At 39.8% G+C, this 14,330-nt stretch carries 12 protein-coding genes; 7 read left to right on the top strand and 5 right to left on the bottom strand.

Annotation, left to right across the window (positions count from 1 at the left end; genetic code table 11):
- Positions 1-25: 25 nt before the first annotated feature.
- The 5 genes from QT76_RS03615 to pheS all read right to left on the bottom strand — a co-directional run bounded on the left by QT76_RS03615 (position 26) and on the right by pheS (position 7,216).
- Positions 26-1,696 carry a 30S ribosomal protein S1 gene (locus tag QT76_RS03615; RefSeq protein ID WP_000033988.1) on the bottom strand — a complete coding sequence of 557 codons (1,671 nt, stop codon included), beginning with the start codon at positions 1,694-1,696 and terminating at the stop codon, positions 26-28.
- Between the two features lie 120 nt (positions 1,697-1,816).
- On the bottom strand, positions 1,817-2,641 hold the full coding sequence (locus tag QT76_RS03610) for a 4-hydroxy-3-methylbut-2-enyl diphosphate reductase (RefSeq protein ID WP_000403575.1): 825 nt from the start codon (positions 2,639-2,641) through the stop codon (positions 1,817-1,819).
- Positions 2,631-3,920, bottom strand: coding sequence for a 3-phosphoshikimate 1-carboxyvinyltransferase (gene aroA, locus QT76_RS03605; RefSeq protein ID WP_033616631.1), 1,290 nt, complete (start codon positions 3,918-3,920; stop codon positions 2,631-2,633). Before aroA ends, QT76_RS03610 begins: the two co-directional genes overlap by 11 nt.
- Positions 3,921-3,935: 15 nt before the next feature.
- Positions 3,936-6,230 carry a phenylalanine--tRNA ligase subunit beta gene (gene pheT / locus QT76_RS03600; RefSeq protein ID WP_033616630.1) on the bottom strand — a complete coding sequence of 765 codons (2,295 nt, stop codon included), beginning with the start codon at positions 6,228-6,230 and terminating at the stop codon, positions 3,936-3,938.
- On the bottom strand, positions 6,230-7,216 hold the full coding sequence (gene pheS / locus QT76_RS03595) for a phenylalanine--tRNA ligase subunit alpha (protein WP_033616629.1): 987 nt from the start codon (positions 7,214-7,216) through the stop codon (positions 6,230-6,232). The genes pheT and pheS overlap by 1 nt, the downstream gene beginning before the upstream one ends.
- Positions 7,217-7,296: 80 nt before the next feature.
- Here pheS and QT76_RS03590 point away from each other — a divergent pair, with 80 nt between their 5' ends.
- The 7 genes from QT76_RS03590 (at position 7,297) to QT76_RS08645 (ending at position 14,327) form a co-directional block, all read left to right on the top strand.
- Positions 7,297-7,611, top strand: coding sequence for a histidine triad nucleotide-binding protein (locus QT76_RS03590; RefSeq protein ID WP_001100337.1), 315 nt, complete (start codon positions 7,297-7,299; stop codon positions 7,609-7,611).
- Between the two features lie 18 nt (positions 7,612-7,629).
- Positions 7,630-8,952: an aminotransferase class V-fold PLP-dependent enzyme gene (locus tag QT76_RS03585; protein ID WP_033616628.1), complete on the top strand. Its 1,323-nt coding sequence runs from the start codon at positions 7,630-7,632 to the stop codon at positions 8,950-8,952.
- Positions 8,953-8,977: 25 nt separating this feature from the next.
- Positions 8,978-9,568, top strand: a complete 591-nt coding sequence (locus QT76_RS03580) for a DUF3972 domain-containing protein (RefSeq protein WP_033616626.1) — start codon at positions 8,978-8,980, stop codon at positions 9,566-9,568.
- 102 nt (positions 9,569-9,670) lie between these two features.
- The gene (locus tag QT76_RS03575) at positions 9,671-12,061 is read left to right on the top strand and encodes a molybdopterin guanine dinucleotide-containing S/N-oxide reductase (RefSeq protein ID WP_033616625.1); all 2,391 of its coding nucleotides are present in this window, start codon (positions 9,671-9,673) and stop codon (positions 12,059-12,061) included.
- Positions 12,062-12,234: 173 nt separating this feature from the next.
- Entirely contained in the window at positions 12,235-12,726 is a 492-nt protein-coding gene (locus tag QT76_RS03570) for a hypothetical protein (RefSeq protein WP_033616624.1), read from the top strand.
- 10 nt (positions 12,727-12,736) lie between these two features.
- Complete coding sequence (guaA, locus tag QT76_RS03565) at positions 12,737-14,263, top strand: glutamine-hydrolyzing GMP synthase (protein ID WP_033616623.1); 1,527 nt, start codon at positions 12,737-12,739, stop codon at positions 14,261-14,263.
- Positions 14,220-14,327: a neuraminyllactose-binding hemagglutinin-like domain protein gene (locus QT76_RS08645; RefSeq protein ID WP_077367497.1), complete on the top strand. Its 108-nt coding sequence runs from the start codon at positions 14,220-14,222 to the stop codon at positions 14,325-14,327. The genes guaA and QT76_RS08645 overlap by 44 nt, the downstream gene beginning before the upstream one ends.
- The last annotated feature ends 3 nt before the right edge of the window (positions 14,328-14,330 follow it).

Below are 14,330 nucleotides of genomic sequence, written 5' to 3'. Positions count from 1 at the left end.
ATTCTCATGCTTTTAAAATCACTCTTTAGAGTTTTTCTTTAAGAATATCCCCTAAAGTCATTTTATCATCGCTCGTGTTAAAAGCTTGCAATTCTTCTTTTTCTTTTTTGCGCTCTAACCTGTGCACAGAAGCACGCACCTTGTTGTTAGACTTTTCAATCGCAACCACCACGCATGTGATTTCTTGCCCTATTTTGATTTCATCTTTTTTCAAGGGGTTCAAATCTTCATTTTTGATCAGCACATCAATGCCATCAGCATTAATGAAAACGCCAAAATCCTTAATACTCACCACTTTGCCTTGAATCACGCTGTCTGTTTTATGCTTTTGAGCGAATTCTTCTGTAGGGGAAGTCACCAAGTGCTTCGCGCTCAAAGAAATCTTTTTGTCTTTTTTGTTGATTTTAAGGATTTTCACTTTGATCACATCGCCAATTTTATAGTGGTCTTTGCATTTTTTATCTTTATCCCAAAAAGCGTCGTGATTGTGGAGCAAGCCATCCACCCCACCCAGATTCAAAAACGCCCCAAAATCCGTTAAAGTCGCCACTTTGCCCTCTACAATATCCCCCACTTGGTGTTTGGATTCAAAAACATCAAAAGGCCTGTTAGTGAGTTGTTTTAAAGAAACCCTTAAGCGGCGGTTTTTAGGATCAATGTCAATGATCTTCACATCAATCTCTTGCCCCACGCTCAAGTAATGGCTAGGGTGGCTGACATTTTTATCCCAAGAGATTTCAGAAACATGCAAAAAGCCTTCAATATCATTACCAATATCCACAAACACCCCGTAATGTTCAATGTTGCTCACCACCACCTTAATGGCGTATCCGGGTTTTAGCTTGTCTTGGATCTCTTCCCATGGGTCTTCTATAGTCGCTTTTATGGAGAGCGAAAGGCGTCTTTTTTCTGCATCATAAGCGATGGCTTTGACATAGACTTCATCGCCCTCTTTGTAGTATTTTTCAGGGTTTACTGGTCCTTTATGGCTGATTTCAGAATAATGAACCAAGCCCTCAATCCCCTTAGCTTCTACAAAAATGCCAAAAGGGGTGATCTGGCGCACAACCCCTAACACCGGCTCTGTAGCTTCTAACAATTCTTTAGAAACCTCAAGCTGCCGTTTGTCATTGACTTCAAAGAATCGTTTGCGAGAAATATTGATAGAATGGTTTTCCTTATCCACACGAATGATGCACGCTTTAATGCGTTTGCCGATGTGGTTTGCGTCATTCTTTAAAGAAGAGTGCGAGCGGGAGAGGAAATACTCCACGCCTTGAGACTCCACGATATAGCCCCCTTTATTCTTGCCTACAATCTTGCCCTCAATAATGGCGTTTTCATAGTTTTCGCCCAATTCTTCAATTTTAGCTTGAATCTTTTGTTGGGAGATGGCCTTTTTGTAAGAAACGCTAGGGTGCTCGCCTTTTTCGGACACATGCACGACAATGGGGTCATTTTTTTGATACAGCAACTGCCCCTTTTCATCGGTGATCTCGCTTAAAGCCAAACGGCCTTCTGTCTTACCGCCCACGCTCACCATGGCATACCCATCATTCTCATTGATGGAAACGATTAACCCTTCTTTGATAGTGCCTTTTTCTAGGGTTTCTTCTTTTTCTAATTCTTTTTTAAAGAGTTTTGCGAAGTTTTCCTCCTCGTCATTAAAGTTCTGATCATCTGCTATCTTGCTCATTGACTGCCTTACTATAAAATAAATATAAAATCCTTAAGGGCATTGTATCCTTTTTTAGCTTACAAAATCGTTTAAAAATTAACAATAAGCGGTTTTTTTAAAGAAAATTTTCAAAATGTGTTAAATCGTGCTAATTTTTTGCTTGACATTTTCTATAATCCAATCCGGCGTGGAAGCCCCAGCGGTAATCCCGCACAATTTTTTATCCTTAAACCACGCTAACTCTAATTCGTTTTCATCTTCTACCAAGTAGCTGTCTTTGCAATGCTGTTTGGCGATGCTTAGGAGCTGTTTGGTGTTTGAAGAAGTTTTACCACCCACGACTATCATAATATCCACTTCCTTACTCAAATCCAAAGCGGCTTTTTGGTTGTAGGAAGTGGCGTTACAAATCGTGTTGAAAATACGCACTTCAGTGCATCTTTCCACTAAATAGGAAGCGATTTGCAAGAGTTTTGGGGTCTGTTTGGTGGTTTGAGAAACTAAAGCCACTTTCCGTTGGAGCTTTTTTTCTTGCAATTCTTCTAACGAATTGACGACTAAAGCCTGGTTAGTGGCATAGCTTATCACGCCCTTGACTTCAGGGTGGTTAATATCCCCAAAAAGCACGATTTGATACCCTTCTTTGCTCATGGATTCCACAATTTGCTGAGGTTTGATCACATACGGGCAAGTCGCATCAGTGATTTTGACCCCCTTATTTTTCAAGTATTCTAAATCCTGCTTAGGAATGCCATGGGTTCTTATGATCACGCTCTTATTTTTAGGGATTTTTTTAGGGTCTTCTTCAATTTTCACATTGAAGTTTTTTTCCAAACGATTGATTTCTTTAGCGTTATGAATGAGCGAGCCAAAAATCAAGCTGTTTTGATTTTTTTCAGCGATTTGTATCGCTCTTTTGACGCCAAAGCAAAAACCATAATCCTTAGCCATTTTAATTTCCATTAAAACTCCCTTTTTTGAATAGATTGAGTAAGCGTTTGAATTGCGGGAAAGAAATGTTTGCGCATTCTAAATTATCAATTTCTAAAGGCAACGCTAAAGTTAAAACAGCAAAACTCATCGCAATCCTGTGGTCATTAAAGCTTTTAATAAGGGGGGGTTTTTTTTGAAAAAAGCGCTGTTTTAATGGGCTTATATCTTCTAATCCCTCTATGTAAAACCCGTCTTCAAACTCTTCGCACTCAATCCCTAAAGCTTTGAAATTAGAAATAACCGCTTTAATCCTGTCGCTTTCTTTGGCTCGTAAATCTTTAGCGTTTTTAACCATGCTTTTGCCTTTTGCAAAAAGCATAGCGATACTTAAAGCAGGGATTTCATCAATAAGACTAGCGATATTTTGATTAATAGCGATCGCTTTTAAAGGGGCATGCTCTATATAAATATCGCCAATCATTTCTAAATCTTTGGATTGAATCGCATACTCTATGGAAGCGCCCATTTTTTTCAATACTTCAAAAGCTTCTATGCGAGTGGGGTTGAGCAAGACATTTTTTAAAAGAAGGCGGCTTTTTGGCGTAATCGCGCAAGCGAGAGCGAAAAAAAACGCGCTAGACGGATCATTGGCTATCTTAAAATCAAAAGCTTCTAGGGGTTTTTCTAGGGGTGAAATTTTTAAAACGCCGTCTTGATTTTGAATGTTAGCCCCCAAACTTTTAAGCATGATTTCTGTGTGGTTACGGCTAAGCTCGCTTTCTTTATAAGTGCTTGCGCCTTGAGCTTGTAAGGCGCTTAAAATAAAAGCACTTTTGACTTGAGCTGAAGCGATAGGGCTTTCATAATGGCAAGCTTTTAAAGGGCTCCCTACAATCACTAAGGGGGCGAAATGGTTATCCTCTCTCCCTAAAATCTTTGCCCCAAAAGCCTTCAAAGGCTCAATGATTCTTTTCATGGGGCGTGCGTTTAAGGAATTGTCCCCGCTTAAAACAAAAAGGCCTTTTTGAGCGCTTAAAAGCCCGCTGTATAAACGCATGCTGGTGCCAGAATTGTTGCAATTTAAAATCTTGTTAGGCTCTTTTATAGCCGTTGGGGGCGTGATTTTAAAAGAATTTTTAGCGGTATTTTCCACTTTAGCCCCTAAATTTTGAGCGATTTCTAAAGAGCTTAAACAATCTTCTCCCATTAAAAAATTCCGCACGAAACAAGGCTTTTGAGCGAGCAGGCTAAAAATAACGGCTCTGTGCGAGAGCGATTTATCGCTAGCGTTAATGTCAAGCTCTATCACATATTATCCTTTATATTATCCCTTAAGGCGGGCGTTAAATTCTTTTTCTAAAATTTCAAGCGCTTTTTGCACGGCTGAATTGACCTCTTCATCATTTAGGGTTTTTTCTAAAGAATGGATCACGCAACGCACGCTTAAGGCTATGGTGTTATCGCTTTCTTTAAAAATATCAAGAGGTAGAATCTCGCTTAAATTAGGGATTTGAGCGTCCTTTAGGGCTTTTTTAATCCCACTAAAAGCGGTATTTTCATCAATGATGAGAGTCAAATCCCTCACACTACTAGGGTAAATGCTAAAGGGTTTTAACAGCATGGCAGGGCGTTTGAGTTTAGAAGCGTCTATCTCAGCGTAATAGCTTTCAAACAAATCCAATTCCTGGATCACTTTAGGGTGGATTTTAGCGATCACGCCTATGATTTCATTGTTTTGAATGATTTTAGCGCTCTGGTAGGGGTGGTTAATGGGGGTTTGAGTGGTTAGTTTTTCTAGGCTGAAATCCCCTATAACTTTTGAAACGCATTCAGCGAAAGAGTAAAAATCCCACGCCTTGCCCTTAGCGTCAGGATAGCTTTCTTTTTTTTGTAAGCCGCTCGCTAAAAAGCCTAGTTTTTGGATTTCTTCTCTTTTAGAGTTATACACGCTCCCCTTTTCATAAAGGGCGATGCTTTTAAACCCTAAATTTTTATTCCTTAAACTAGCGTCTAAAAGCCCGCAAACAAGGCTCGTTCTTAGGGTGTTGAGATCCGTTGTGATAGGGTTTTGCAATTCTAGAGAATCTTCTAAAACTTCAAAGCCTAGTTTTTGCTGTTTTTCTTTAGAGTAAAACACATAATGAATAACTTCTTTAAAACCGCAAGCGAGGGCCTTGTGTTTAAGGTTTTCAAAAAAGCGGTGCGTGTCATAATGGGGGTTTGAATTTTTGCTACTGACACAATGAAGAGGCTTTGAAATCAAATGATCAATCCCTACAAAGCGCAAGATTTCTTCAGCAATATCTTGGATCGTTTTAATGTCATGCCTGAAATTTGGCGCAATAACCTCTAAAATTGGGGGGTTTGAGTTTGGCTCTTTTGTGCTGACTTTAAAGCCTAAATTTTTTAAAATGCTTTGAATTTTTTCTTTCTCTACAGCAAGCCCCAAAATTTCAGTAATGTCTTCAAGCTGGAATGTAAGGGTGCGATCTTTTAAAGAATGCTCAGTTTGTTTGCTTTCTAAAATCGTGGCTTTCAAATGAGTGCTTAAAAAATTCAAGCCGTCTGATAAATTAGGGTTACTCCCCCTAGCGCTTCTATAAATAAGGGCGTTGTCTTTTTGAAGCGTTTTATCTTTTAGGGCGTGTAATTTTAAAGACAGGCTTATCGGATCAGTATAACTCGCTTCTAAAAGCAAACACTCGCTCAAATCTTTTTGAACTTGATGCTTGATAGCGATAATGGAGCGTTTTTGATGGTTGATATAAACGCTTTCAAGGTTGTTTTTATCGTTTTTCACGCTCAAATCCATAGGGGTTTTATTCAGGCTATGAGCGTTCAATATTACCCCACTAAAATGCGTGCTAAATTCTATGAAATTGTTCAGATCGTTCTCACTCAAGGCGTTATTATGAGCGAGCGAAAGCTTGATATTTAAAGGGGTTTTTAAAGAATGATTGCAAACCAAATAATAAGCCAGATGCGATTCAATATTTTCACCCGCACTAAGCGTGATCAAACCGCTTTTTGGCGTAAAATTTAAAGCCTTGATAGGTTTTAGGGGCGTGTGATAAAAGGCGCTAATTTCTCTGGCAATACCTAAAACACTCAAGCAATCCCCACGATTGGGAGTCAATGAAATTTCTAAAACATGCGTGTTGAAAGGGGCGTATTCATTTAGTTCTTTCCCTAAAACCAACTCCCCAACGCTCTCATCTAACTCCAAGATGCCATCATTGATTTTAGGGAAGCCTAATTCGCTACTAGAGCAAATCATACCACAGCTTTCAACCCCCCTAAGCTCCGTTTTAGCGATGGTTGTTGATCCGATTAGTGCCCCGTTTAAAGCGACTGGCACGAATTGGTTTGGCGCGACATTTTTAGCCCCACACACGATTTGCAACACTTCCTTGCCCACATCCACTTGACACACGCTGAGTTTTTCAGCGTTTTTATGGGGGGCTTTTTCTAAAACCTTACCCACAACCACATTTTTAGGAGCGATACAAGGGATACAGCTTTCCACTTCTAAACCTAAGCGACTCAAATTTTCACAGAGTTTGGCTATATCTTTAGGCGTATTGACAAAAACATTCAAATCATTGACGCTCAGTTTCATTAAAAGCTCTCCAACACTCTCAAATCAGTTTCAAAGAAACTGCGCAAATCATTGATTTGACAAGTCAGCATGGCTAATCTTTCAATCCCCATGCCAAAAGCAAACCCGCTCATATTCTCATACCCTATGGCTTCAAACACCGCATTATTGACCATGCCACAGCCCAACACTTCTAGCCAGCCTGTGTGCGAGCAAACCCTACAGCCTTCCTGCTTGCAAAACACGCAACTAATATCCACTTCAGCGCTTGGCTCTGTGAAAGGGAAAAAGCTAGAGCGCCACCTTAATTTCACGCCGCCAAAGAAATAATGCAAAAAGTCTTCGATCACACCCTTTAAGTGCGTGAAACGGATATTCCCTTTTTGATCCACGACAAGCCCTTCAATTTGATGGAACATGGGCGTGTGGGTCAAGTCATAATCGCGCCTAAAGGTTTCGCCTAAACAAATCATCTTAATGGGTGGGGTTTGTTCTTGCATGGTGTGGATTTGCACGGGCGAAGTGTGGGTCCTTAAAAGCTTGTGATCTTTAAAATAGAAAGTGTCTTGCATGTCTCTTGCAGGATGGTAAGGGGGCAAGTTTAAAGCGCTGAAATTATGGAAATCATCTTCCACTAAAGAGCCGACTTCAAGCTTGTATCCTAATGGGGTAAAAAATTCAATGATTTTATTTTTAGTATAATTCAAAGGGTGAGAAGAACTTGTTTTGATAGCGTTAAACAAACTCACATCAATTTTTTCTTTTTTCAAGCGTTCTTCTAATTCAAGCTCTATAATAGCCTTTTTTTTCCATTCAAAGGCTTTTTCAAACGCTTGCTTATAATGGTGGATTTCTTTAGCAAAGGCGTTTTTTTCTTCGCCGTTTAGATTTTTGAGCTGGTTGAATTTATCCGCAAAAACCCCCTTTTTACCCAAAGCATTCAAGCGCGCTTCTTCTAATTCTTTGCTGTTAGTAACCTTTTCTAAGCGTTCTATTAAGGTGTGCAATAACGATCCTTATATTTTATTTTTAAAAAGCTATAATACAACTTTAATAAAAGAAAAACCTTAAAAGGGAGCAAAAAAGCATGAATGTGTTTGAAAAAATAATCCAAGGCGAAATCCCTTGTTCTAAGATTTTAGAAAACGATCGTTTTTTATCCTTTTATGACATTAACCCTAAAGCTAAAGTGCATGCGTTAGTGATCCCCAAACAAAGCATTCAGGATTTTAATGGCATCACCCCAGAGCTTATGGCACAAATGACAAGTTTTATTTTTGAAGTGGTGGAAAAATTAGGCATCAAAGAGAAGGGTTACAAGCTTTTAACCAATGTGGGTAAAAACGCCGGGCAAGAGGTGATGCATTTGCATTTTCATATTTTAAGCGGAGATAAACATTAAAAGCGTTGGTGGTATTTCGTGCAAGCGTTTTTAAATAGGAGTTTTGCCCCCTTACTCAACCCTAACGAGAGCCCTTTAGAGCAGGTTAAATCCAGCATTATTTTAAAAAAAGGGGTGTCTTATTTTGACTGGGGGGCTTCAGGTTTAGCGAGCGTTTTAGTGGAAAAGCGCGTGAAATCCTTACTGCCTTATTACGCGAACGCTCATTCTGTCGCTTCTAAACATGCGATTTTAATGGGCATGCTTTTAAAAGAGTGCCAAGAAAAGTTGAAGCGTTCTTTAAATTTGAGCGCTAATCATTGCGTCTTGAGCACAGGGTATGGGGCGAGTTCAGCGATTAAGAAATTTCAAGAAATTTTAGGGGTGTGTATCCCTTCAAAAACGAAGAAAAATTTAGAGCCGTATTTGAAAGATATGGCTTTAAAGCGTGTGATTGTAGGGCCTTATGAGCATCATTCTAATGAGATTAGCTGGCGTGAAGGCTTGTGTGAAGTGGTGCGTATCCCTTTAAATGAACATGGTTTATTGGATTTAGAAATTTTAGAGCAAACTTTAAAAAAATCCCCTAACAGCCTGGTTTCTATGAGTGCGGCTTCTAATGTAACCGGACTGCTTACGCCCTTAAAAGAAGTTTCATCATTGTGCAAGAAATATAAGGCCGCTTTGGCTTTGGATTTAGCGAATTTTAGCGCGCATGCTAACCCTAAGGATTGCGAATACCAAACCGGTTTTTATGCGCCTCATAAGCTTTTAGGGGGTATTGGAGGGTGCGGTCTTCTAGGCATTTCTAAAGATCTGATTGACACGCAAATCCCTCCGAGTTTTAGCGCAGGGGGTGTGATTAAATACGCTAACCGCACACGGCATGAATTTATTGATGAATTGCCTTTAAGAGAAGAGTTTGGCACGCCAGGATTGTTGCAATTTTACAGGAGCGCTCTAGCGTATCAATTGAGAGATGAATGCGGTTTGGATTTTATCCATAAGAAAGAAAACAACCTTTTAAGAGTGCTTATGCATGGCTTAAAAGACTTGCCCGCTATTAATATTTATGGGAATTTAACAGCGCATCGGGTGGGGGTAGTGGCTTTTAATATTGGCGGGATTTCGCCCTATGATTTAGCGAGAGTTTTAAGCTATGAATACGCTATTGAGACCCGGGCAGGTTGCTCTTGCGCGGGGCCTTATGGGCATGATTTATTGAATCTTAACGCTCAAAAGTCAAGCGATTTTAACGCTAAACCCGGATGGCTTAGAGTGAGCTTGCACTTCACGCATTCCATAAACGATATTGATTATTTGCTAGACAGCTTGAAAAAAGCGGTTAAAAAATTGCGTTAAGCTAAAACTATTTTTAAGGAAAAATTTGGATATTTTAGATTTGAATAAAGCGCAAGCGACACAACAAAATGAGCAAGAAGTAGAGGATAAAGAAAAAGAGTCTAAAGAGCCGGTGGTTTTAGAAGATTTGAGCGCTTTAGCATGGCTTGAATTAGAAGAGTTTAGCCGCCTTTCAGGGCTTCCTAAAGAAAGGATTTTAGAATTAGTGAATCTTGGTAAAATCAAGAGCAAAATAAGCCACAACAAGCTTTTAATTGATGCGAGCAGCGGGACAAACGCTTTAATTAAAAAGGTAGAAAATAATTTGATTTCTATGGATATGAACGGGTGTTCTTTAGAGCCTGTGTTTGTGGAAAAGACCATTAACACGATTTTAAATTTGCATGATAAAGTCATTAGCGCTAAAGATGAAACGATTTCAGCCTTTAAAAATGAAAACATGTTTTTAAAAGACGCTTTAATCTCTATGCAAGAAGTCTATGAAGAAGATAAAAAAACCATTGATCTTTTGCGCGATGAACTCAATCAAGCGAGAGAAGAAATTGAATTTATGAAGAGGAAATACCGCTTGATGTGGGGGAAAGTCGCTGACATGAGCAACATGAATAAAAAGTAGTTTAAATTAACGCCTATGATGAGGGCTTATTAGCGGTAATTTTAGGTGAATATGTGTTAGAATTTGGGGTGTTTTAACAGAATGCAAGCTTGAAGGAGAACCATGTCCATTTCACGCAGAAGTATCCTAACAAAAATCCCAATTGCGCTCGCTAGTGCTAATTGTTTGAAAGCTGTTGGTGTTTTTGAAAAAGTAGAATCCATTCCGCATGCAACGCATTTTGGCCCCTTTATCGCAAAGGTTCAAAATGGAGTGATTAAAGATATTGTCCCCCAAAAGAGCGATTATAACCCTACCATGATGTTAAAAGCGATGGCAGATAGGGTGTATTCAGATAGTAGGGTGAAGTATCCTTGCGTGCGTAAGAGTTTCTTAGAAAACAAAAAAAACCACAAAGAATTGCGCGGGAGAGAAGAGTTTGTGCGCGTGAGTTGGGATGTGGCGTTGGATTTAGCGGCTAAAAAGCTTAAAGAAATCCCTAAAGAAAACATTTATAACGCCAGTTATGGTGGCTGGGGGCATGCGGGCAGCTTGCATCGTTGTCATCATTTAACATGGCGTTTTTTTAATACGACTTTAGGGGGGGCTATTGGCACTGATGGGGAATATAGTAATGGCGCGGCCGCAAGAATAAACCCTATGATTGTAGGGGATATGGAAGTTTATTCGCAACAAACCACGCATGAAGAGATGATTAAAAATTGTAAGGTGTATGTCATGTGGGGGGCGGATTTACTCAAGTGCAACCGCATTGATTATTTTGTGCCAAACCATGTCAATGACAGCTACTACCCTAAGTATAAAAGAGCCGGTATTAAATTCATTAGTATTGATCCCATTTATACCGAAACCGCTCAAGCCTTTAATGCTGAATGGATACCCATTCGCCCTAACACTGATGTAGCGTTAATGTTAGGCATGATGCATTATCTTTATACGAGCAATCAATATGATAAAGCGTTTATCGCTAAATACACTGATGGTTTTGATAAATTTTTACCCTATTTGCTAGGAGAGAGCGATAATGCACCTAAGAATTTACAATGGGCGTCTCAAATCACTGGAGTGAGCGCAGAAAAAATCAAAGAATTAGCGGATTTATTTGTCTCTAAGCGCACTTTTTTAGCGGGTAATTGGGCCATGCAAAGAGCTCAGCATGGCGAGCAACCTGATTGGGCGTTAATTGTTCTAGCCAGCATGATTGGTCAAGTGGGCTTATCGGGTGGGGGCTTTGGCTTTTCTATGCATTATGGAGGAAACGCTCAAGCAAGCTCTGGGGCAAGAATTGTTCCTATGATTTCGCAAGGGCATAATTCTGTAAAAAGCGTTATTCCAGCATCTAGAATTTCTGAAGCGATTTTAAATCCGGATAAAGAAATTGATTTTATGGGTAAAAAACTCCAATTGCCTAAAATCAAAATGATCTACAATTGCGGGACGGATTTGTTGGGGCATGAAGCTGATACAAACGAGCTGATTCGCGCTTTAAGGACCTTAGATTGCGTGATCGTGCATGAGCCTTGGTGGACGCCTACAGCGAAATTTGCTGATATTGTCTTTGCTTCCACTAGCACTATGGAAAGAGATGATATTACTTTTGGAGGGAGTTATTCTAAGAATGTGGTTTATGCCATGCGTAAAGTGGTAGAGCCTGTTTATGAATCCAAAGACGATTATGAGATTTTCAGGCAGCTTGCTTTGCGCATTGGGGGCAATGAAACAGAGCAGAAATTCACTGAATCTAAGAGTTACATGGAATGGATTAAGGGCCTTTATGAAAAAAGCGATGGCCCTACTTTGAAATCGTTTGATCAGTTTTGGAGGGATGGCTTTGTGGAGTTTGAAATCCCTGAAAATGCGAGAAAGTTTGTGCGTCATGCGAAATTCAGGCAAGACCCTATTAACAATAAACTGGATACAGAGAGCGGGAAAATTCAAATTTTTTCTCAAAAATGCGCGGATTTTAAACTGGCCGATTTTAAAGGGCATCCTGCTTGGTTTGAGCCAGCTGAGTGGCTAGGCTCTAAAATGGCTGAGATTTATCCGTTCCATTTAATCTCTCCGCACCCAAAATACCGTGTCAATTCACAGCTTGATAACACTTGGGTTAGGAATGTGTATAAAATTCAAGGCAGAGAACCTGTAATGATCAACGAACTAGACGCTAATAAATTAGGCATTAGGCATGGTGAAATTGTAGAAGTGTTTAACGCTAGGGGGAGGTTGTTAGCAGGGGCGTTTGTAACTAAGAATATCCGTCAAGGGGTTTTGAGTATCCAAAAAGGGGCGTGGTATGACCCAGAAGATGTGAGGGTTAGAAACCCACGATGCAATGCGGGGCATGTGAATACGCTCACTTCTTTGCGCCCCACAAGCAGCATGACACAAGCCATTTCAGCCAATACCGCCTTAGTCAATATCAGAAGACTTAGAAGGTATGAATTAGTCAAACCCTATCATTCCATTTCAACACCAAGCATCATTGGGGCTTAAACGGAGTGAAAATACTAGCATGAGAGTGTTTTTACCCAATAAAGGCTTAATAACTAAAGACTTGACTACTAGCCAAGCCAAAGCGTGGGGTGATTCTCAATTTTTATATTATAATACTTTGTGCCATGCAGCCTGTAGTTATGCAACCGATGATAAGTCAAGGATTATAAAAGATGAGCGTTTTTCAAATGAGTTTGAAATGTTGCGTGGGGTTGGTTTTGTTTATGGGGGTCTTATTAGGGGATTTTAAAGCTTTTAAGATTAGGGTGGATAAAAGTTTAGCTCTGCCCTTTTTAAATGTGCTTTCATTAGCTTTTAAACAAGACATGAAAACAGATCTCATTTTTGTGGTTACCAAAAGCAACAAATTGAGTAAAAAAGTCCTTTGTGGTTTTGACGCTTTTTTATTGCCTGAGGCCCTAATGAGCGGCATGCCTAAAAAAGCGCTATTCCATAAGGAGTTTTTATTCCAGTCTAAAGAAAATAAAACGCTCTATGCGTTTTCGCTGATTGATTCTCAATATTGCTCAAAAGGTGGAAATTACAGATACGAACTAGAAAAATTAGAACGCTGGTTTGTGCAAAAAGCGCCTGAGTTAGCTGAGAGCCACAGAGTGGATTATAAGAGCCAGTATGATAAAACACAAACAAAAAAACAAAAATAAAGAATGAGCGATGATTTTAGTATTAGATTTTGGGAGCCAATACACACAGCTGATTGCTAGAAGATTGAGAGAGAGCGGGATTTATACAGAAATAGTCCCTTTTTTTGAAAGCATAGAAAACATTCAAAAAAAAGCCCCTAAAGGTTTGATTTTGAGCGGGGGGCCAGCGAGCGTGTATGCTAAAGACGCTTATAAGCCCAATGAAAAAATCTTTGATTTGAATGTGCCGATTTTAGGGATTTGCTACGGCATGCAATATTTGGTGGATTTTTTTGGGGGGGTGGTGGCTTGTGCGAATGAGCAAGAATTTGGTAAGGCTGTTTTAGAAATCGCTCAAAATTCCGTGATTTTTGAAGGCGTGAAGATTAAAAGCCTTGTGTGGATGAGTCATATGGATAAAGTCATAGAATTGCCTAAAGGTTTTACTACCCTTGCAAAAAGCTCTAATTCGCCCTATTGCGCGATTGAAAACGGCAAGATTTTTGGCTTGCAATTCCACCCAGAAGTCGTTCAAAGCGAAGAAGGGGGTAAGATTTTAGAAAATTTTGCCCTTTTAGTTTGCGGTTGTGAAAAAACTTGGGGGATGCAGCATTTCGCTCAAAGAGAAATTGCGAGGCTGAAAGAACAAATTGCTGACGCTAAGGTGTTGTGCGCGGTGAGTGGGGGCGTGGATTCTACGGTGGTCGCTACGCTATTGCACAGAGCCATTAAGGATAATTTGATCGCTGTTTTTGTGGATCATGGCTTGTTGCGTAAAAATGAAAAAGAAAAAGTCCAAGCGATGTTTAAAGACTTGCAAATCCCTTTAAACACGATAGACGCTAAAGAAGTCTTTTTGTCTAAATTAAAGGGCGTGAGCGAGCCTGAGTTGAAGCGAAAAATCATCGGCGAGACCTTTATTGAAGTGTTTAAAAAAGAAGCCAAAAAGCACCATTTAAAAGGCAAAATTGAGTTTTTAGCTCAAGGCACTTTATACCCTGATGTGATTGAATCCGTGAGCGTTAAAGGGCCTTCAAAAGTGATCAAAACGCACCATAATGTGGGCGGACTGCCTGAATGGATGGACTTTAAACTCATAGAGCCTTTAAGGGAATTGTTTAAAGATGAGGTGCGCTTGTTGGGTAAGGAATTGGGCGTTAGCCAGGATTTTTTAATGCGCCACCCCTTTCCAGGGCCTGGGCTTGCAATAAGGATTTTAGGCGAAATCAGTGAGAGTAAGATCAAACGCTTGCAAGAAGCGGATGCTATTTTTATAGAGGAGCTTAAGAAAGCCCGTTTATACGATAAGGTTTGGCAAGCTTTTTGCGTGCTGTTGAATGTCAATTCTGTGGGGGTTATGGGGGATAATCGCACTTATGAAAACGCTATTTGTTTAAGAGCAGTAAACGCGAGCGATGGCATGACAGCGAGCTTTTCATTTTTAGAGCATTCTTTTTTAGAAAAGGTTTCTAACCGCATCACTAATGAAGTGAATGGCATTAATAGGGTGGTGTATGATATTACCTCTAAACCACCAGGAACGATTGAATGGGAATGATTATCTTAAAAATAGCGCTAAAAGTGGGATTTTTTGGGTAAGATTAGGAATTGATTTTAAATAAAAA

It is taken from the genome of Helicobacter pylori SA37A, assembly GCF_000476015.1.
Taxonomy (GTDB): domain Bacteria; phylum Campylobacterota; class Campylobacteria; order Campylobacterales; family Helicobacteraceae; genus Helicobacter; species Helicobacter pylori_DB.
The sequence above is the reverse complement of the archived record's forward strand: the minus strand, read 5'-3'. Positions and strand labels throughout refer to the sequence as shown.